This window comes from Lewinellaceae bacterium (genome assembly GCA_020636105.1).
Lineage (GTDB): Bacteria > Bacteroidota > Bacteroidia > Chitinophagales > Saprospiraceae > BCD1.
Map to the genome: position 1 here is coordinate 152356 of JACJYL010000002.1, position 22449 is coordinate 174804.

The following is a 22449-nucleotide window of genomic DNA, read 5'->3' on the forward strand; positions in this document are numbered from 1 at the left end:
CATGCCCCGATCTGATTTATTTTAATTGTCTATTAACATTGGTTTGGCTTTTTGAAACCATGCTTTTGCCCTTGAAAGGTTCTTTCTGGACAATGCCTCGCTGATCCCAAGAAAAGAAGCAATTTCCTTATGATTGTAACCTTCAATAACAAAAAGGTTGAAGACTTCAAAATAACCTTTCGGCATCTTTTTTAAAATAGCCAACAATTTGTCATCTGTTACTTGTTCAAGTGCAGTCGGCCTTTGCGTTCCTTCGTGGTTGACAACCAGGAGCTCTTCCGTCGGTGCACCTATAACCCTCTCGTTATAATTAAGGCAAGTATTGATAATTATCCGGCTTGCCCAACTTTTTAAGGGTGCTTTCTTAGAGTCGTAGGTATTTATACTCTTAAAAATTTTGACAAAGCTTTCTTGCAGTACATCTTTCTCATAAGAAGTGTTTCGCAAATACCTATTCGCAACAGCTCTCAGATAAGGAAGAAGTATTAAATACAATTCCTTTTGATCCTTTCGGTTATTAGAAATGCAGCCTTCTAATATGCCTGGAGCTAATTCCATCTATAGCTATGTTAGTTTTTTGAAATCGTTGAAACAACTCTAGTAAACAATTATTTTATGAATTAAGGAGTCCATCAAAGGATGACTAATTTTTGCAAAGTATATTCCTCTTGCCCAGTTGGATACATCTATTTGAAAAACACCTTTATTGTTTAACTTATGAGTATTGACCAATTTCCCAAGTTCATCAAAAATATTCAATAGATAAGTATCGGCAACACTTGTATTTTCTTCAATGTTTATATTCAAAATTGTTGAAACTGGATTAGGGAACACCTTAAATGTGGTAGTTATAATCTGAGCTTCGGAATTGCCGGTAGAAATCATTTTATTGGTTGCGTTGGGAGTAGGAATTTGAAAAACAACCCAATCCAAACCACCATCAGGTAGTCTGCCATAAGAGGTGTTTTGGGACAATAGCGAAAATTCTATGGCATCAATTTCGGAAATCTCATCTGTTTGATTTTTATAAAATAACCCGACAACTTCCCCTTGCGCCTTTAATTTGAAATTCAAATGCAATACTCCCTGCTCTGGATCATCATCAGCAAAAAAAGTAATATACTCCCCAGGCAGCAGATTGGTTTTATCTGGTTCCGAACTGGGTATCTCCCATTTTAGGGGATCATCCAAATCATCAGTTAAATATAATTCTGCAAGGTTGACAGGAGTATCTCCTCCATTATAGATTTCAATCCAGTCTTCAAAGGCACCTGAATCATCAGGGTACAAGCTATTATTGGAAGCCATGATTTCATTAATATATAATGATGGAAGTTGAGTACTTTCATCCGGTCCAAATACTGCCTGTAACATTATATCTTCTGTTAAGGCCAAGGTCAAAGAAGGGTCGTCCGAATTAATATCCCCTTCCCAGTATAAAAATTGAAATCCCGGTTTGGCTATAGCTGTTACGTTAATTTCAAAACCCTCATAATATTTACCATTCCAAGGGTATGGTCGTTTTTGCCAGCCCAGAGTGTTTTCATCAATAATTATCGTATTAATCTTAATATTTCCTGCCTGAGTATCAGAGACATTTAATTCGATGTCATGAAGGGTTGGATTTAGGTCAAATTCACTGGCAATATGGACCCTATTGTAATATTGACGTTGCTCCAAAAAGTTTCTCGTATGATCTAAATCCGTATTCCATTGACTAACAGAACTTCCCCATCTGGAAAATTGTTTTTGCATATCAGACTCGATGGAACTGGCCAAATAATCAAATTGATAGAGGGTGTATTCTGGTTGGAAAGTGGTATTTAAGAGGTCTAAAAATCGAGTGATAAATTGTCTTTTAAAATCTTCATTCTCTACAATATTGCGAAACATCCACGTCCAATCATCATTTCCCCAACCTCCCCAACTGGTAACCATATGCATAAAGTCAAAGTCAGGATGTCCAACTGGATAATTTTTCTGAGTACCTAAAGCATAATCGGTATCCCAAAGTACCCATTTCCATTTTCCTGACGGTGTTTTTGGCCTCCAAAATTTAGTATTATTGTTTATCCAATCCTGATTGCCTATGAAAATTTCAAAAATTTGATAATCAATATAGTTATCAACATCTATCCAGTCTTCAACAACCTGGTAATTTTGGCTGACACTTAAATCTTTTTCCACCACGTAAGCATTTAATGCGTTCCAGTCATTCCAATCCCCGCAAACTGTTTTCATTCGACCGGGTTCAGCGTAATCATACTCCAGAAAATCAACCTCATCTTTAGCATATCCAAAATTGGATTCAATGTAGTGCTCGTCCTGCCGTTCTCTTAAATTATAAACCCCCCAATAATTGCCGTTTATGTAAACATGAACGGGTTGATAAGCAGCTATCCCGTATTCTATATCTTGCAATTGATAAACTCGATGAGTAAATGCATCTCTGATGTGTGTTTTTTGTGATTGGGCTCCATCATTTCCTCCGTTTCTCAACACTAAGGTTTTAAAACTGTCAATATCCTTATCTTCAAAAATTTTGTAATTGATGATCTTTGTACCATAACTTTCCCGTGCATATAATCGCAGTGATTTTTGCTGAAGACTACTTGGTGAATGAATTTTTACGCCAAGATCAATTTTAAATCCCAGAGATTGATCTAACTCATAGTACTCTAAATGAATTGGACGTTCTTCCCCAGAATTGTAGTTTTGATAAATGCCATTGCTTCCAAATAAATTATCAGGATCGGTCGCAAGACTTATCACCCTCAAATTCAGATCATTGTCGAAAAGGTAGCTATTGGTTGTTATTCTGCTTGGCAATGCGTCTTGACGATATGCTTTTACTCTCAAAACGGTATTTGTACTTATCGTGATAGGGCTGGAATAAAGCGGTGAACTTTCGTTGGGGGAAGAACCATCAATAGTATACCTGAGTTGATCATCAGGATGATTGGGGTTGAGGGTAATGGTAACTGACGTAGTGTAAATTCCCCCCTCTTGAGATAATCCTGGCACCTTTGCTCTATCAGAAAAATGATTAGTATTATTTTCACTTTCAGGAGTTGGGACATTAAAATAATACCAATTAATTAGATCCGAAGGAATTCTACCGATAGATATATCCGGGGCCAATTGGATGGAAGGACTTTCATCTAATAATTCCCTTGACGGGGAGAATAGAAAAAGTGATTCTCCTGTTGATTTAATTTTAAAATTACAATGAATTTCTCCAGATGTAGTTACTGTGTTTTTACCACTTGCCCAAATAAGTAAATATCCATTAGCGGGGATTTCCACATCTGGAAAGATCCATTTGTCTGGATATTCCAAATCATCCGATAAGGAGTAATTGGATAATAATATTTCAGTGTTTTGATTGTTGAATAATTCTATCCAATCGGAATATTCATTTTCAAAATCAGTTATCGTATTTGCATTGGAAGACATATACTCATTAATTATAAGGCTGGATTGAGCGAAATTATAACCAACGCAGAAATGTACCAGTATTCCTATTATGATTTTATTCATTTATTTAAGTTTTTAAAATTTACTTAACAAGCCCTTCATTACGTGCTTATCTAAGCACGGCAAACTTCTTGACAAGTCGTTCTTCGTTGTGTAATGTTGTAAGAAGATATAACCCCGAGGGGAGTTCTGAAATATCAGCAACAATGTTGTTCTCCCCAGCATGGTAATAAGTCGTACCAAATGATTTGATTATTTGCCCGGTTAGGTTAGAAATAGCCAATTCCAAACTAACAGGATGGGCGAGGTGGAAATCTACAATGAGCTCTTCACCAATTGCCGGGTTCGGATAAATAGACAATGAATTAAGGTTTAGAAAATGACCAGTACTGGTAGTAGGTTCAGCAACGGCATGGAAAGGGTTGGACTCGATTGCGCCAAAATGGCCGCCCTCAAAAATTACGTTTCCACTGATATCCCTCACCTTGTAATAACCTACACCGAGTTCACAACACATCCCGTCACCATAATAATCAGTAATAACAAAATCGTAGCAACCTTCGTGGGGGAGCACTACCTGAATATTGTATTGTTCAGTAAATGAGTAAGCATTGGGGTCAGCGGGAGGCGGGGAGGTGTTGGTGCCAATATTGGTCAAACCAACTCCATGATTCCCCCCTTCTGCAACGACCGTGTTGCCATTGTCCACATCCAATATGGCCCAGTACGTTTCCCGGCCCGCCTGGTCGGTCATGATTTCAATGTCCAATGTGAGCATTTCTATATAATGACTGACTTTTCTTGTGGTCAGGTTGTTGGCAGGGCTCTCATCCCCTGCAGCCACAATATTGAAAGTTATTTCTGTCCCCGTTGAAATCGGTAAAGGTTCGAAGCTTAGGGTTTCTTCCTCAAAAGTTGCCAAATTGCCTGTCCACTCCATTGAAGAGACTATGTTTCCATTTACCAAAGCCTCGATTGTTGCCGATGTAAGCGGTTGTGTGCCTGCATTGAATATTTCAAGGTCGAACTTGGCTTCTGAATCGGGGCAAGAAAAACCGGATACCTCTCGACAGCCGAAGGACGCATCTTTTGTTTTTGAAGGAACTGTACATTGGTCATTAAGCAAAGCTGCTTTTACGGTTTCAAATGGCACGATTCCCAATTCATAGATGGTCTTGTCAATTGGACAGATTTTATAAATTGTCGGATAAAAATTGATTTGCAGAACCGAAGCTAAAGAGGCATTATCAACAAAAGGGTAAGGGGTCTCCGCCAACCAATCCCCCCTGGTGGTTCCTGTGTTGCCCATCAGATCGTCAAGGGTAGTTCCAGGGTCAACTTCAATGGCAAACACCATGACATTTCCTGTTCCTTCTGGGCCATAGCAATTATAAATATCCCTGAGTATATGTGAATTATGAAAGGCCCAACAAGGTCCACACCAAGTGGTGAAGACATCGAGTATAACGCCTCTACCTGAGTCAAGAACTTCATATAAATCATAATTATTCCCATTTATATCAGTCAAGGTCATATTAGGCACCACACTTCCGTCAGGAAGCTGAGATGCTGCCTTTTCCACAAAACCAGAAAAAAATAAAACAACCAAAAAAATATGGATGAAGATATTACTACTACTTTTCATTTTGTATCTGTATTATATTAGGGAGTAAGAGAAACCGACCAAAGGGTTTACCTGCCTAAGAAACAGCCCCTATAGCTAAAAAATATTGGTTATCAAAAAGTAACAACCATTTTTGAATCAATTTTCGACAATAATACTCCGGTAAGAATTTAGGCCTGAACCTTCACCGAAGTATTGATTACTTAAACATTATTTTATAAACAAAATAACCATTTTCATCTTGAATTTTAACAAAATAAATTCCTGTCGCAATGCCATATTTTTGCATATCGACATTAAGGTTATTTCCATTTGCTTTAATTTTATCAATAACTCGCCCAGATGGAGAAATAATGGTTATATCCGCTTTATCAGAAATAATATCTGAAATGTATATTATCCCACTGGTCGGGTTTGGATAAATTTTTATATTATTGGAAGTGTTGAGATCAGCTACATCAGTAGTACCTCCACCAGCGACAAATTGATAAACACCATCCGGCGCAACAAATGGCTTTGAAATAGTCTTAAGGTTATTATCTGTCGCAGCGATGTAATAATAGATCGTTGTATTTGCGGACTGGTGTGGGATATCTGCAACATACTTATCACCAGACGTATAACTCATAGCAACATCCTGATACGGACCATTGGGATCTGTACTCCAAAACATGCTTACATTACTTAGCCCTAAGTTGGACATTACCGTAGCTTCGACCGGGTAGTCTCCACCGATGTACACCGTGTCTTCATACCAAGCATGTTTTATATAGATCGGATCATTAGCATATATCTCCTTCGTCATGCAATGGATAGTACCGGCGCTTTCCTGGAATTGACGACAGTTGACACCAACAATGTTGTATCCGGGCATTGCCGCTTCATAAGCATCGAGTGCAAGTTGGTCATAGGGCTGAGAGAGATATTGAGGTACCAGCACCGTTTTATTGATGATCAGAGAGTTGGTGTAAGTGGCAAAGTTGGTAAGCGTTGTTACATTAAGAGGGATGCTATTGTCACTCGGAGCATTTTGAATCGGTATAATCTCAAAGTCCCTTCCAAATGCGCTTTGCAAATGGTTGCCGATCATGCTCATTGTTGTGTCAATTTTATGCTGCCACGCTTCCAACTCTCCAGGGACCGGATTAACATCCGGGTGAGCATTGGACGGAGGTATGTAGCTTACAACAAGAGTCTCCTCGTCAAGCAGTTTCAAGTAATAGTCAATATGCCAATCCATTCCAAGTACATTTAGAGTTTGTGATACTCCTAAATAATTTGATTGGGGTATGGAATTGTTGATCATTCCCAATGGGGTATTGTTGTCAATGATATCAAGTTCGTGTACTGCGGCAATATTAAAAGTGCCGTGACCATCAGACAGCCAATTTCCCCCATCATAGTAAAATTCCGAATTGTTGGCTGTATAGGGCATTTGCGCCAGTGGAAGATTCAGCCTGCTACTAATTGAATCACCATAACTGTTGTCATCAGCATACTTGTACAAATGCAGATCTCCTACTTGATTTTCATAAACGCTGAACATACCGTGGTCTCTTAACCAAGGATTAACATCATAATCCACTTCGATAATTTCAACTAATGGCGAATTAATTCCCCTATTCGAGAACACCGTATCAAGAATTATATCTCCAACCCCATATAGCTCATCATTACCATCGAAAATGTAGAATTTGATGTTTTCATTTATGCATGCCTCTGCAACTTTTACGAAGGGGTCAACACTTTCATCCCACGGTAGATCGGGATGTGAGCTTACTGGAACGAATCCCATGACTATTGCTTGTTGTTCTTCCCATTCAGCAGGTGAACGAGGATTAGAAACCTGAGCTTGACTCAAAATGGTCATACTCATGAGAACGAAAAATATGATTGCTGTCTTTTTCATTAAAATTTAGTTTTAAATTCAAAATCTATAATACACTGTTTTCGATTTTTTGGCTTATGAAGGTTTTGAGTGAAAAAGAATAAAAGCCTGAGTGAATTCACAATTTGCATATCATTGGTTTAGGCTTATTGCTTTATCAACATTTCGGCAACACCCCCCTCACCCATCCATGTTTTCAGGACATATGTCCCCTTTGCCAGTAGGACCGTAGGGGTTAGGACAATGGCTTCCCCTGCATTCACGTGTTTTCTTTTTTCGGAAAAAACCAATCTTCCGCTTACATCGAAAAGCTGAAACTCAAGTCCTCTCTTCAAACTTGCATCGCCGTTTAATCGCAAAGCAATCTGCTCAGAAAAAGGGTTGTTGACTACGTTGATGAAATTTTCGGAAGCAATGACCTCCCTTGAAGAAGTAGGGGAAATGGGGAACTTATACAATCGGTATTCACCAAAACCAGTTCTTCCGAGTACCCAAATCCCTTTGCCTGGCACATAAGAATTCGCAACATAATATCCGAATGCGCCTGTAGCCGGGCTTTCAAAATCAACTGGTTCCCATGTTTGTCCTCTATCTTCTGTTTTATAACTTGTGGAATTAGCTTGTAAACTCCAGCCCCTGTTTTCGTCAATAAAAAATGGGGCGTATGCATTGTTCGGCAGGCTCAGATCAGACCAGGTCTGTCCACCGTCATTTGTAATTTTCATGTGATCACTACTATTGGCAGAAGCCCACCCAAAATCCCCGAAAATCTGAATATTTGCAAAAGAAAAGGCATCGTCAGTCACTATGTTTTCCCAGGTCTGTCCACCGTCTGTTGAGCGGGCAACGAAACCGCCGTCATTGCCTGAAACCGAATTTCCACATACCCATACTTCCTGGGCGCTCTTTAAAAAAATATCCTGGCCAACTAAGTAATCAGTCCCTGATGGGAATATCGCCGTATAATCCCAATCAGCACCTGAGTTCTGACTTTGGTAGACCCTGGCCTCCGGAGTGGACTCCGTAGCAAAAACAGTGGAGCCATCATAAGATTTGACCGCTCCCACAAGGCCGTCATTATCCATATTGTCGTAAGGGCTGACATCCGTCCAAGTCGCCCCCCCATCGCTGGTCTTGTATAACACTCCGTTTTCACCACCTGCCCAGCCGGTCATTTCATCATAGAAAAACAATTCAGATAAAGTGCTTGGATAAGGTGACGCTATGGGCAATGGTGATATATCCGTCCATGTTAGTCCCCCGTCCGTTGTTTTCCACACGGCAGAACGAGGTTCTCCCAAAGGATTATTTTTCAAGCCAGATACCCAGCCTATATTTTCGTCGAGCATTTGAAGCGCAACCACTTCAAATGTCTCTGATGACGGCAGGTCGGCAACCACTTCAAATGTATCCTGTGCCGAAACGGGAGCGGTGGAAAACAGGTAAAAGCTCAAAAGAGCCATCATTGAATAGTCTAATAAACATTTTTTCATGATCAAGAATTTTAAGGTCATGTCAAAAACTGAATCGGCATAACCTGTAGTTAAAAAATATGGATTTTCTATGTCAGTACCAGGTTGGGGTGTCCTGCCCCTTCCGGTCGCCCTATTCAAGTCGAAGTACCAGCGGTTCGTTTTCGCTGAACCTTTAGCGCACCACCGTTATCCCGCCTTTCAATTCCTTTGCAACAAAGTTTTCGGGGCCACTGCCAATGTTGAATACAAGGTGATAGACATACAGCCCTGGCACTACTGCCTTACCTTTCCAAGAGCCGTCCCAGCCAGTGCTGATGTCGTATGTCTCAAAAACATGGCCGCCCCAACGGTCAAAAACCGATAAGTGGAAGCTGGACAGATTGCAGTCGCTGGAGAGATAAGCCTGGAAAGTATCATTGAACCCATCACCGTTGGGGGAGAAGGCATTTGGAACATAGATGCAGGAGGGGCAATCCTGTGCATTTTTCTCACGGATGTTCAAGCTGTCTACTTGGTGGCAGCCCTGATAGGTCAACTCAACAGCATACACGCCCGGTGCGAACACCTCGATGACAGGGTCTTCTGCCCCGGTGTTCCACTTGTAGCTACTGGCCCCTGGGAAATGGGCGTCCAACTGCAGGGAATATCCCGGACACAAGGTCGTGTCCGAAAGTAAATCGTCAAAGAATCGGAACTCCGTTACCTCCACTGAACCTTCGGTGGTACAGCCCTTATCGTCAGTTACTACCAGGCTATACGAACCTTTTGCTGCGTTTTCCAAAAAGGGCTGGTCAGATTGGTTGCTCCACAGGTACTGATATGGAGGGGTGCCCCCGTTGACTTGTGCAGTTGCCCCGCCGCCGCCGTTACAATTGGCAGGCACGAGGTCAGAAATGGAAAGTTCAGGCCATTCGGCCACTGGTATGCTAAAGGTATCCGAAATGGCACAACCGTTTGGGTATTCAATCTTCACCTGATAAACGTCGTTGACGTCGTAGCTGTCGAAATTGCCCAGGGTGCTTCCCGTTTCGCCCGGGACGGCCACCCCGTTTTTGTACCATTGGAAACTTGCCCCCGACACCTCGACCGAGAAGGCAACGTCATTGGTGCACGGGTACCCTGTAGTGTAGGAGTTAGTGTCTTTCCCGTACAGCTTGAGGTCGTCCAAAAACATATAAGTCTTGTTTGATGAAGCGGGGGCAAGGGGGCAAGCAGGCCCGATAGCAAAACCAAAGATGTCTATGCCTGGGGTGAAGGATATGCTTCCTTCCACCCACCCTTCCGAACCGGCAATGGTGTCGAGGCCCAACTGTACCCAATTGGGGTTTGCGGTCGGACAAACACCGGGGCTGGTCACTTCGAAAGGGATTTCCCCACAATCTGAAGTACCGAAAATGCCGACCACATAGGGGGACGGTGACTGGTTGGGAGTCATGGGATCCACACAATTCCAATCGTTGGCGAACCCAAGTTGAAAAGTAAGGTTGTATTCATTGCCGGCTTCCAATATTCCGTTCAAACAAACTGCAGCATATTCCTTTTGTACAGGAGAAGAAATGTCGGGGTCATTTACGTCATGAAAACCGATATATCCATTCCCATCGGGTAGTGAACCGCTGGGGAACAAGCAGTTGTAATTTAGCCCGTCGGTGTGGAAATAATCTGTCGTGCCGGGAGCAGGTTGTTCCCAATCGGTCACGCAGAACAGTTGGGACAGAGAATTGGGGGTGCAAAGTTTTTCCTCAAATGATGGATTGGGAATGTTGTCCAGCAAGGTCCATATTTCCTGCCCACAGGAACAGTCCGGGTCGTTCAGATCAACCAACCCATCACTGTCATCGTCTATGCCGTTGTCGCAGATTTCTTGGCTGAAGCAGTGTGCAACCCCCATGATAAGAAAAGCAAGTGTAAAAAGGGAATTTTGAATATGCATGCTTATTCTTTGCAGAAACACAGAAGATTTTTTAATTGGTTGAGAATGTATTTGAATAGAGTACCCGGAGGACAGCCACATTGTGACACTGACTCCTCTGTTTTTTTTACAGTGTAATTACTTCCTCGTCCGTACAGCCCTCGTTATCCGTCACCGTCACCGAATAGGTATCGGACACATCGGTCACTAAGGTCTCTACGGTCGAGCCTTCCGACCATAAATAATAGAAGGGAGCAGTGCCCCCCATCAACTGAGGAGTTAGGGAGTAGGTAGTTGGGAAACTATCCGTTACCACCTGAATAGAAGTGATCTGGAATCCAGCACAAGGGTCAGGTGATTCGTAGTCAAAATCGGCGGTGGAGGTACATTGGTTATTGTCGGTTACAGTAACCGAATACGTACCATTGGCAATGACAAGCAAAGTATCAGCTTTAGTACTATCCGACCAGAGATAATTAAAAGGGGCAGTCCCGCCTTGCAAATCCACCCATAGAAAAGGCATATCCATGCTGTCTTCCTCTTGAAAAATAGTTACCAAAAGGTCACAAAGGATAGTATCCACCGGAACCTCTTCCTCGATTATTGTCATATCTATATTTTCCTTTGTGCAGGCTTGGCACAAGGCCAAGAGCATGAACACGAATGAACCAAAAATTAATAGTTTATTTTCTTTCATTATCTTTTGATATTTTAGGAAGGTTTCAGAAATAATACCCACATTTTTTGCTGAATGTGACACAACGCTAAAAAAATGCTAAAAAAAGTAGTAAATTATGAACGAGGCCGAATTAAAATGACAATACAAGTTATAAAAGGTCATTATCTTGGTCTGGCCAAAGCCTTTTTATCTTTCAAATACCAAATCTGGGTTTCCCACTATTTTGACTATAAAGAATAATGGAATGCATATAAACTAAATCTATAAAATTGAATGAAGACAAGTAAAACGGTGGCTAACAATGTGGATAATGTCCAGTGCCTCCACAAGGTCGGCACCGTCATATCCACTCACGTTGTGTGCCATGCTAAATGAAACTCAAACTAACATTTTGAAGGAATGAAAAAATCGACTAAAATTCTTATTGCTATCTTAATATGTGGAATTATTTATTCGGTAGTATCCAGTAAAGTGTGTAAGTTTTAAAATAGGGGGCCATGGCCCCCTATTTTAATTTTTTGTAATTTTAAAACATACTTTACTGATGATGAAAAAAGAAGATCTATTAAACGATGATTTCCTGAAGCAATTTAAGACTGGGGATGAGTTAGAATCTTTCCTCAGTGAGCTTCACAAACGCGGCATTGAAAAAATGCTGGAAGGAGAAATTGATGCCCATCTGGATTATGCCAAACACCAGAGGAGCGACAATCCAAATGCCCGGAACGGCAATTCTAAAAAAGTAATCAAAACCTCCTATGGCGAATCTGAAATCGAGGTGCCCAGAGACCGGGATGGAAGTTTTACACCTCAGATTGTTCCTAAACGATCCAGGCTGGCTAAAGGCATTGAATCGATCGTAATTTCACTTTATGCCAAAGGGATGAGCAATGCCGATATTGAGGAACAAATTCGGGATTTGTATGACTTCAACATCTCTACGTCTACCATCTCCAAAATCACCGATAAGGTGACCGAGGATATCATTGCCTGGCAAAATCGCCCCCTGGAATCTCAGTATCTAATCGTGTGGATGGATGGGATTGTTTTTAAAGTCCGTGAGAACTCCAGAGTGACCAATAAAACAGTCTATTTGGCCGTAGGACTCAAGAAAGACGGGAGGAAAGAGGTTTTGGGCATGTGGTTGGGTAAAAGTGAAGCCGCCAGTTTTTGGATGGGCGTACTGACCGATATCAAAGCTCGGGGCGTAGAAGATATCTTAATTACCGTGACGGATAATCTCAACGGTTTTACCCAGACTATTAAAAGTGTTTTTCCTGAAACGAGCACTCAAATTTGTGTCGTGCACCAAATCAGGAATGCTTCCAAATACGTTGTCTGGAAAGATCGTAAGGTTTTTGCCAAAGACATGAAAACCATTTATGGAGCACCGACCAAAGAAGCCGCCCAGGCAGCTCTAAAGGACTTTGATGAAAAATGGAATCACAAGTATCCTTACGCTATTAAATCATGGTATAATAACTGGGATGAGCTGACCACTTTTTTTGACTTCCCTCTTGAAATTAGAACGATCATTTATACCACAAATTTGATTGAAAATCTCAACGGAAAAATCAGAAAATACACCAAAAACAAAATGTCTTTTCCAACGGATAATGCATTGAAAAAGTCGGTTTATCTGGCGATTTTTGAAATAACGAAAAAATGGACCATGCCGATTCGCAACTGGCCCATTATTCTTAACCAATTTATTGCTATTTTTGACGAAAGAGTCAAAATCTAAAAATTCGGGCGAAGCCCTCTATTTTTTATTTACACACTTAATAGGATACTGTCAATTAAACCTACCTCCTGGTATTTACTTTTTAAATCTGAAAAGTAAGAGTAAAATTCATTCTGTCCATAAATTAGTTAAAATGTAACCCTGCTGCCAATGTATATGAAATCATAGCACCCTTCAGATGCTACGCTTTATATACTCACCGTTCGCGGGCATTGTGAGAAAGATAACTGCAAAACAAAGACGACCTATTCCAAACGAAACATTATTTGGAATTACAAATCTGAAATCAAATAAATGATAATCAATTAATTACAGGAACATACTAATGTAGTTCAGTAAATATTTTTTTAACATCAATAAATATTTATTGTTTATCAATAAATAAATTTTATCTTTGCGACATCAATTTTAACTCATTAATAGATATGTCAAAAAGAAACAACTTCATTTGGAAAGGAATTCAGGTCATTTGTTGGCTGATTTTCTTCGGTTACTGCATCCAAACAGGTGCATTGTTATTCAACTACGTTTTTAGTTTGTTTAAACCCATTGCAACTCATAATCTTCATCTTGGGCTTGACCTTTCGGAACTCTATTTAAAAAGTAAGTCAATCTACACATTGGTATTTGCTCTAATTGTAGCAATTTCAGCATTAAAAGCTTACCTCTTCTTTGTTGTACTCAAGCTTTTCAAAACACTAAACATTACAAAGCCATTTAGTGAGAATGTAAGTGGAGTTATCACAAAAATCACTTACTACACTCTTTCAATTGGAATAATCAGCATCATAGCACAAGAAGTTGTCAGCCAACTATCTGATAAAGGCTATAATGTTGGAATTGTTGAAAGATATTGGAATGACGGTGGAGCTTATTTGCTAATGACGGCAATACTATTTGTGATTGCTTTCATATTCAAGAAAGGTATTGAATTACAAAACGAAAACGACTTAACCGTATAAGCTATGCCAATCATTGTAAACCTTGATGTAATGATGGCAAAGCGAAAAATGTCGCTTAATGAGCTATCCGATAAAGTAGGGTTAACCCTATCAAACCTTTCCATTTTAAAAACAGGAAAAGCAAAAGCTATTCGCTTTAGCACTTTAGAAGCCATTTGTAAAGTTTTAGACTGCCAGCCTGCTGACATTCTTGAATATGTTGAAGAATCCGAAAATTAAAACAATTATGAAAACAATATTTATATATGGCAAGATGGAAAAATCCACTGCCAGAAAATGAGCGAATTGAATGGAAGGAGATTTCTGTTAAAAGTAAAGCAGGTGCAAATATTAAATTAAATTTAGGATTGTGAATTTAAATAAACATTGTAAATTGAAAGTTAGGTGCATTAAATATAAGTTATCGGAAAAGTAATACACCCGGACAGCTACAGTGCAACCAAAAATATATAAATATGAAACGAAATTTAGCTTTAACAATCACTTTATTTCTTTGTGCAACCATCCTTGGGTATTCACAAACAAAAATTGAAATAAAAGACAACTGGTACTATCTTGAAGGAGAAAAGTTCTTTATAAAAGCTATCGGTTATGAAATAGGGGCACGTCCAGGACAACATCCTTATGAGGACGAAAAACAAGATTACCTGGAATTAATGAAATTCGATCTGGAAAACATTAAAGAGGGTGGCTACAACGCCATTAGAACCTGGAGTCAATATTCTGAAGCTCAATTGAAACTTGTTCAAGAATCGGGTTTAAAACTTATTATGGGTTTAGAGGTAAATCCGAAAGGAGATTACGGTGATCCTGAATTTTTAAATCGTATTAAAAAAGACATGAAAAAACTCATGACGTATGCTCCAAAATACGATTGTATAATATCCTACCTGGTTATCAATGAACCACAAACAGACCATATCCACCACGTTTCAGGAAAAGCATTTGTAAATTTTATGCAACTCCTTAAAGATATTATTCATGAAAAACATCCTGGAGTTCCGGTAACGCTTTCGGCAAATGCTATGATTAGTGATTACATGGATCAAAGTATCTTTGATGTATACGCATACAATTGTTACGACCATATCGAGGGTCAAACAGCAACAATGGGATTTAGAGATTATATTAAAGGCTTGAATGAATTAAACGGATTAGATAAGCCTTTTATAACGACCGAATTTGGATATTCCGTATCACCAAAAGGTGGTTCTGGTCGATACGGCAGCAATACACTACAAGAACAAAGTGATGGTCTAATTGCTAACTATAGAGACCTTCTTGATGCTGGTGCTGTTGGTATGTGTCCATTTTATTATGCCGACGGATGGTGGAAAGGCGGTGAAAAAAGTGTTCACAATATAACTCAACCAGAAGAGTGGTTTGGGTTTTGGGGGTATAGCGATTTAAACGACCATTATGGTTCGCCTCGTCCGGTTTGGTTTGCTATGAGAGATTATATGAAAGGCTTGATTTTAAGTCCAAAGAACAAATCGATACATACCAATACTAAAATACCTTTAGAACTCTATAATAACGAAGATGTAAAAAAAGTGGTTGTAAAATACCGTGATAAAGTTATCTATGAAAAAAACATAATAAGCAAAGGCTATTTTGCGGATGAATTGACAATTAATCCAGATGGAATTGAGGATATAGAACTTGCTTTTGAGTTTTACGATAAGGACAATACCATTGTTAAAACTGAATCTATCTTTATTTTAGCTTCAAAAACACCTTTCGAATTACCTAAATTGAGCATTGAAGTTACTCCTGAAAAAGATCTGAATAAAGGAAAAATCGGAAGCATCAAAACTAAAATAGAGCCCAACGAAAATTTTAAATTGGTCGGGGATTTAGTAGTGAGCTATAACACGCACCTAGGGTGGGATGTTGGACCACAAATATCAGTTTCTATAAAAGACCAATTGAATAATGACGTAATTACATCTGAAAATTTCTTTCATATCCCTGATAATTGTTGGATTGTAAATGCATCTGCCGGAATTTCAGTTCAGTATGGTAAGTTTATTTTTAAAATTCACGACCAAAAAATAGTTTATAGAGGTGATTGGGCTAAGGAAGTTGGTCGAAAATAAGGCTGCTCACTCATGGTATAGATAAGCCAGGAGGCTGTTTTGACAGCCATACCTTTAACCCCATTACCCCCTGTAAAAAAGGACATCAGGGAAGTGAAAGAAATATCCATTGACCGGAAGCCCATCGGATCAGGAATAGAAAATCCGGTGGCATCCCAAAACGTCGATATGGAAAAGGCAAAAACCAAAGAAAAACCATTGATCCTGCTTGTTGAGGACAACCCTGATGTCGTGGCCTATGTGGCCTCCTGCCTTGGGGGCTACAGGCTGGCCGTCGCCAAAAATGGGCAGGAAGGGTATGACATTGCCACCGAGATCATTCCCGACCTGATCATCAGCGATGTGATGATGCCCGTGATGGACGGGTTTGAATTTTGCCGGAAAGTCAAGTCCGATGAACGAACGGATCACATCCCCGTGATCATGCTCACCGCACGTGCCGACATGGACAGTAAAATAGAAGGGCTGGAACTGGGAGCCAACGCCTATCTGCCCAAACCTTACGAAAAGCAGGAATTGTTGCTGACCATCAGGAACCTGTTCGAGCTGAGAGATAATATGCGGAGGCGCCATCAAAATATTGCCGGTTTGGTTGATGCATCTGAACCAAAAAATATGAAGGAAGCAGCCATCGAAGATCCATTTGTTGCCAGAGTCCGGGAGATGATTGAAGAACACATAACCGATTTCAATCTGAATGTCGATCAGCTGGCCAAAGAGCTGTACCTCAGCCCTTCCCAGTTCCGGCGAAAGCTGGATGCATTGACCGGTTTTTCTCCCAACAGCTTCATCCGTTTCCTGAGGTTGAAAAAAGCAAAAACATTGTTGCAGGATCCGGAATTGAGCATCACCGCCGTTGCTTTTGACAGTGGATTTAGTGATCCCAGTTATTTTACCAGGGTGTTTAAGCAGGAGTTTGGGAAGACGCCAGTGGATTGGCGGATGGAAAATCCAAGCGAGGCGTTACCTTGACAAGGTGACACACTGGATTAAAGTACTTACCTTTGACATATGAAAAAACCACTGAGGTACCGCAACGGCATCCCATTCTTTTACGATAAAACTGCAACAGATTTTAAAAAGGATATCTACGAACGGTATGATGATATGGTGGTTCGGCAAACGGCCCTTCATCTCGCCGATGCTTTATGGGGGCACTATCCGATACAGGCCGTTTTGGATTTCGCTGAAGAACACTATCAAAATTACCCGGAACACAATATCCTGGAGGTCGGGTGTGGTGTAGGGCGCTGGATTGGCAGTCTGGCAAAGAGCTTTCCAAAATCAAAATGCCATGGAATTGATTACAGTTACCAGATGCTGAAGCGGGCGCGTGAATTTTGGGTGGACGGTAAAGAATTGATCATTGACTTGAGAAGTAAGGGGTTTTCGGACCGGCTGAAGATACAGGGGCATCAACTGGAGAATTTACAATTGGGTTTAGCGAAAGCATCAGATCTGCCCTTTGCAAAGGAGAGCCAGGATCTGGTACTGAGCAGTTTTTTATTGGACAGACTGGAAAACCCGGGAGAAGGTTTGCTGGAAATGCATCGTGTTCTAAAACCCAATGGCCTGCTCATTTTAATCACCCCGCTCAATTTCAAACAGGCTGAACACTGGGCGGCCTATTATCCTCCTGTTAAACTTGTCGAATTATTGACGAAAATCGGCTTTGCCATAATAGACTGGCAGGAAGAAATCATCATCCGGGAGCCCATTGATTTCCGGGACAATGCGGTGACCTGGAAATGTTTAGGGGTTATTGCGAGTAAAGCGAAATGATTACTTATTACGGTGTAACAAAAGATTCATTATAGTTTTTCAATAGGGGGATTTTACAGATTTTTCCTGGGAATTAAATTTCAATTAGCGAAGGAAACACAAAAACCAACACTACAAGGCTTTTAGCCCTTTTTTATGGTCGTTTTTTGGAGGCCTAAAGGCCTGGGGTTTGATGATATTTTTTACCCAGCGCTAAAGCACTGGGCAATCAAAATTTTATTTAAAGACATTATTTTTGTTATACGGCCATAAGTAGTTCGTCTGGAATAAGGAATGAACACCCTGAATGTTAATTTCTGCCTCACCAGGTTCATTTTTACCATCCCATAAAATAATACCTGCCCGTTTTTCATTATGTCTTTAGGTTAAAGTAATAAAGCTAAACATCCCAGGGAAAATTAATCCAACTTCTTTCAAAAACACCTAAATGTTATCCCGAAAATGATTAGACTTTATTTATCTACTTGTTTTATTGTATTTACTTTTCTTCAGGCAAATGCCAGTTTTTTTACTACATTTTATTCCAAAAACACCCCTGCAAGGCAACTTTCAGGAACGAAAGCCCCATGGGTGAAAAATGCCGGGCAGTGGGATGGGGACATTTTGTATGTAGCCCATACCTTTTCAGGAAATATCATCATTAATAAGGCAGGTGAAATCCTTTACGCCTTGCCCGTGGATAGTACCTCAGGTTATGTATTGAAAGAAAGATTTGCAGGAAATACAACAAAATATTCCCGGAAGATGCCCTCCGGCGAGCAAAAAGCGCTTTCAGTTTTCAACTATTTCATCGGCAATGACCCATCGTCCTGGAAAACGAATATACCCAGCTATGAGATGCTGAACCTGGGGGAGATCTGGCCGGGTGTTGACCTCAAACTCAACGCTTATAACGATAATGTGGAGAAGCTGTTTTATGTAAAACCCAACATTGATCCACGATCCATTCAAATGGCCATTGACGGGGCGGATAAACTGGAAATATCCCCCAACGGCAATTTGATCGTGTTCACACCCGCCGGGAAATTATCATATTCTGCTCCTGTGGCCTACCAGTGGATCAATGGCAGGAAACGTTTCGCGAAAGCGCAATATAAAATAGAGGAAACGGAAAAAAATACCTATGCTTTCCTGGTGGAAGATTATGATCCGAATTACGAACTGATCATCGATCCATTATTGGCTTCTACCTTTATGGGGGATGGCGGCAATGACTGGGGCAATGCCCTGACCGTGGACGAAAGTGGAAACGTTTTTATTACCGGCTACTCCTGGTCCGATAACTTTCCCACTACGGCGGGGAGTTTCGACGAAAGTTTTAATGGCGTAAAGGAGGCCTTTGTGTCGAAATTCAACAATGATCTTTCCACTTTACTGGTTTCCACTTTTATTGGGGGCAGCAGCTGGGACAACGGACTTTCAGTGATTGTGGAAGCAACGGGGGAGGTGATCATTTCCGGAGCGACCGGCTCCTCCAATTTCCCGATGGCGGGGGCCTCTTACGATAATAGTTATAATGGGGGCAGCAATGATGTTTTTGTCTGCAAACTCGACAATGACCTTTCTACCCTCATCGTCTCCACTTTTATCGGCGGCGGGGATGATGATTACGGTTATGACCTGACCCTTGATAATGCGGGAAATATTTTTGTGACAGGGAGAACAGAATCGACTGATTATCCTGCCAATGGCGGATTTGACAATACTTTTAACGGCGGTTTTGAAGATGTATTTGTTTCAAAACTGAACAATGGGCTCTCTGCCTTACTGGCTTCCACCTACATTGGCGGGAGCACAGATGAAGGAGCCGATGCGATCATTACCGATAATGCCGGCAATGTTTTTATTTCGGGATTTACCTACTCTGGTGATTTTCCCTTCGCCGGAATGCCTTATGATTCCACCCACAATGGTTCGGGAGATATTTTTGTAGCGAAATTTGACAATGATCTTTCTATGCTTTCCGCCGCCACTTTTATAGGTGGAAGCAATTTTGAGGAGAGCCATGCCATTACGCTGGATTCGGCGCAAAATGTGTTTATAGCAGGTTATACAGGTTCTCCGGAGTTTCCGACGACTACCGGGGTTTACGACGCTACTTTTAATGGCAACCACGATGCAATCATTACGAAACTGGATAATGATCTGTCCGGCATCATTGCTTCCACTTTCATTGGCGGAGCAGACGATGATGACTGTTACGGGCTGGTCATTGAAGGAGCGGAAAATGTTTTCATCACAGGGATCAGTTTTTCAACCGATTATCCGGTGACCGCCAATGCGTTTGATCAGACGCACAATGGCGACAGGGATATTTTTGTCTCGCGTTTTTCTTTCGATCTTTCAGCACTACTGGAATCGACCTACATTGGAGGCGCTGACAATGACTGGGCCCTGGATCTCGCCATCGACGAAACAGGAAGTGTTTTTGTCGGCGGTGGAACGTATTCCAGTGATTTCCCCATTGAAGGCAGTCCGTATGATGATTCCTATAACGGCGGAGAGGATGTTATCATCGCCAAAATAGTGGGTTGCGGAGTCAATGACCTTTGTAATCCGGATAATTCATTCGGCTCCATATTTTTGGATATCAAACGGGATACGATCTGCAGCATGGGATGCAGTGCCTCAGCCACGCCCGGCCCGACAAATATAGGAGGATGTTTTGATTTTCAATATGCAACGGTCTGGTACACTTTTACCCCCGAGGTGGACAGGGATTGTATAAAGATCACGATCGACAGTGAAGATCTGCCCCAGCCTCAAATGGCTGTTTTCCAGGGGGATTGTCCCGGTATTACTTCTTCTATTCCGTTCACTTGTGATACGGGTTCCGGCGGCGAATTATCGATCCATATGGGCGTGGAAGCCAATACTACCTATTTTATTGCCGTCTCGGATGCTACAGGAGCAGAAGGGTATTTTGACATTTGCATAGAAAACAGCCCTGAAGATGCGATTGCGTTGGATGTTGTCGCCAGCGACCTCCACTGTTTTGAAAGTAATGACGGAAGCATTCAAATTACGGTAAATAATGGAACGGGGTTTATTGATTATGACTGGAATGAAGATGCTTTGGATGGGATGGAGGATCAAAATACTTTATCAATCGGAGCTTACCTCGTTACGGTTACTGACGAGAACAATTGCACGGCTCAGAGCGACTCGATCATCATTTCGCAGCCAGACCAGATCTTTGTCGACCTGGCATTGCAAGCCGAGGATAATGTAATCCTGTATGGTGATACAGTATTGGCCATTGCGTTGCCATCTATCGATGAAGAGGCTATTGCAAATACAATCTGGTCGCCTCAACAAATTTTGACGAATCCAACCTCAGGAGATTTCTTTGAGCAATATGTTTCTCCACTTTCGAGAACCGAACTGATGGTTATGATTGAGGACACATCGGGTTGTTTTGCGATGGATTCTATCCTGATCGCGGTGAGTAAGGATTTTCCTTTTTACATTCCCAATGCGTTCGCTCCCCAAAGTGCCAATGCACCAAATGCCATCTTCCGTCCTTTTGTTACCAATAAAGTAAAGGTCATAAACTTTTTTAGAATCTTTAATCGCTGGGGCGACCTGGTTTATGAAAGAACTAATTTCCCCATAGGCGATACATCCGCCGGTTGGGATGGTACCTTTAACGGGAAATTACTCAACTCCGGTGTTTTCCTGTTTTTCCTGGAAGCGGAATTTATTGACGGATCTGTTGAATCTTTTTCGGGGGATGTAACGCTTGTTAGGTGATTGAGGGTTCATTGGCTTTGTTTCATGGGGTTTGACTTTATTTGAAGGTTTGAAATGGTTTAATTGAACAGTCAAATCCAACAAGATATGCAAAAAAAGCAGAACCGCAGAATAATGGATAACCAATAACGAATTTCGAAGTTTGCCCTATTTTAAACTTCTGTGTTCGATATTCAGTATTCGATATTCTGCGGTTCTAGCTTGATGCTCATTATTCCAATTTCATTTTTTTTTGCATCATTCCACCTTCACAATCTTAACCCTCCTGACCAGATCAAGTTGCTGTAAACTCAAAATATAACTTCCTGCCACGATCGGCAATGAACTGATGTCCAGTTCCACCTCATTGGATACCGGGGTGATCTCCCCGCTTTTTATTGTTTTACCTGAAATGTCCCGGATGGAATAATAGATCGTAGCATTACTGCAATGGGAGGAAATAATAGCTTTTGAGGCTTCCGTGACCGGATTGGGAAATATACTGGCGGAAAGACAGCCGGGATCAACCGGTTCGTCAACACCTACAATGGGGGCATCCGCCACATCAATTCTTATTTCGCTCAACCCAAAGCAGGAACCGCCGTGATTGCTCAGCCCGGTGATCAGGACATACTGAGCGCTTGCTCCTTCAAAGTCAAAAAGATCCAGTCCTTCATAAATGGAAGTCCCGTCGGCCATCGGAATCTGAAACACCCCTGCTTCCGTCCAGCTAACGCCATCATTCGAAATATCAATCACGATGTTATTCATCCCGTCGGTCAAATACTCCGGTGCATTCGCATTCCAGATATGCATTTGAAACAATTCATACGCGTCATTCAAATTATACATTATCCAATGCGACTCCCCCCGGACAGGATTCGGATTCATCGACGCAGTACACGAGATCCATGAATCAAACCAGGTCGTATTATGCCTGTCGAGAAAACATTGGGCTGAAATATTCGCGCCAGCAAAAGCGAAAAACAGGGCTATTAATATAGATTTATTCATTTGTTTAAAAATTTACTAATGTTTTGAAAATAGTGAGCTAAAATAACCTCAAATTCATTTC

General features: G+C 41.1%; 15 protein-coding genes. 7 read left to right on the forward strand and 8 right to left on the reverse strand.

From position 1 onward, the window contains the following. Positions 1-21: 21 nt before the first annotated feature. The 7 genes from H6571_18060 to H6571_18090 form a co-directional block, all read right to left on the reverse strand. Positions 22-558 (reverse strand): sigma-70 family RNA polymerase sigma factor, encoded by a 537-nt coding sequence (locus H6571_18060; protein MCB9325648.1) that lies wholly within the window; start codon positions 556-558, stop codon positions 22-24. A 39-nt stretch (positions 559-597) separates the two neighbouring features. Next, the gene (locus tag H6571_18065; protein MCB9325649.1) at positions 598-3540 is read right to left on the reverse strand and encodes a CotH kinase family protein; all 2943 of its coding nucleotides are present in this window, start codon (positions 3538-3540) and stop codon (positions 598-600) included. Between the two features lie 46 nt (positions 3541-3586). Further along, positions 3587-5122, reverse strand: a complete 1536-nt coding sequence (locus H6571_18070; GenBank protein ID MCB9325650.1) for a T9SS type A sorting domain-containing protein — start codon at positions 5120-5122, stop codon at positions 3587-3589. Positions 5123-5300: 178 nt separating this feature from the next. Next, positions 5301-7010: an agmatine deiminase family protein gene (locus H6571_18075; GenBank protein MCB9325651.1), complete on the reverse strand. Its 1710-nt coding sequence runs from the start codon at positions 7008-7010 to the stop codon at positions 5301-5303. Between the two features lie 125 nt (positions 7011-7135). Continuing rightward, positions 7136-8482 carry a hypothetical protein gene (locus H6571_18080; GenBank protein ID MCB9325652.1) on the reverse strand — a complete coding sequence of 449 codons (1347 nt, stop codon included), beginning with the start codon at positions 8480-8482 and terminating at the stop codon, positions 7136-7138. A gap of 154 nt (positions 8483-8636) precedes the next feature. Then, positions 8637-10397, reverse strand: coding sequence for a gliding motility-associated C-terminal domain-containing protein (locus tag H6571_18085; protein ID MCB9325653.1), 1761 nt, complete (start codon positions 10395-10397; stop codon positions 8637-8639). A 106-nt stretch (positions 10398-10503) separates the two neighbouring features. Continuing rightward, positions 10504-10986, reverse strand: coding sequence for a hypothetical protein (locus tag H6571_18090; GenBank protein MCB9325654.1), 483 nt, complete (start codon positions 10984-10986; stop codon positions 10504-10506). 616 nt (positions 10987-11602) lie between these two features. Here H6571_18090 and H6571_18095 point away from each other — a divergent pair. The 7 genes from H6571_18095 (at position 11603) to H6571_18125 (ending at position 21395) form a co-directional block, all read left to right on the forward strand. Continuing rightward, the gene (locus tag H6571_18095) at positions 11603-12799 is read left to right on the forward strand and encodes an IS256 family transposase (GenBank protein ID MCB9325655.1); all 1197 of its coding nucleotides are present in this window, start codon (positions 11603-11605) and stop codon (positions 12797-12799) included. A gap of 425 nt (positions 12800-13224) precedes the next feature. Beyond that, positions 13225-13761, forward strand: coding sequence for a DUF2975 domain-containing protein (locus H6571_18100; protein ID MCB9325656.1), 537 nt, complete (start codon positions 13225-13227; stop codon positions 13759-13761). A gap of 3 nt (positions 13762-13764) precedes the next feature. After that, entirely contained in the window at positions 13765-13980 is a 216-nt protein-coding gene (locus H6571_18105) for a helix-turn-helix transcriptional regulator (GenBank protein ID MCB9325657.1), read from the forward strand. Positions 13981-14216: 236 nt separating this feature from the next. After that, the gene (locus tag H6571_18110; protein MCB9325658.1) at positions 14217-15860 is read left to right on the forward strand and encodes a hypothetical protein; all 1644 of its coding nucleotides are present in this window, start codon (positions 14217-14219) and stop codon (positions 15858-15860) included. A 93-nt stretch (positions 15861-15953) separates the two neighbouring features. After that, positions 15954-16832 carry a DNA-binding response regulator gene (locus H6571_18115; protein MCB9325659.1) on the forward strand — a complete coding sequence of 293 codons (879 nt, stop codon included), beginning with the start codon at positions 15954-15956 and terminating at the stop codon, positions 16830-16832. A 39-nt stretch (positions 16833-16871) separates the two neighbouring features. Next, the gene (locus H6571_18120; protein MCB9325660.1) at positions 16872-17642 is read left to right on the forward strand and encodes a class I SAM-dependent methyltransferase; all 771 of its coding nucleotides are present in this window, start codon (positions 16872-16874) and stop codon (positions 17640-17642) included. A 441-nt stretch (positions 17643-18083) separates the two neighbouring features. After that, positions 18084-21395 (forward strand): SBBP repeat-containing protein, encoded by a 3312-nt coding sequence (locus tag H6571_18125; GenBank protein ID MCB9325661.1) that lies wholly within the window; start codon positions 18084-18086, stop codon positions 21393-21395. Between the two features lie 237 nt (positions 21396-21632). Here H6571_18125 and H6571_18130 read toward each other — a convergent pair whose 3' ends face one another. Then, on the reverse strand, positions 21633-22388 hold the full coding sequence (locus tag H6571_18130) for a T9SS type A sorting domain-containing protein (GenBank protein ID MCB9325662.1): 756 nt from the start codon (positions 22386-22388) through the stop codon (positions 21633-21635). Positions 22389-22449 lie beyond the last annotated feature (61 nt).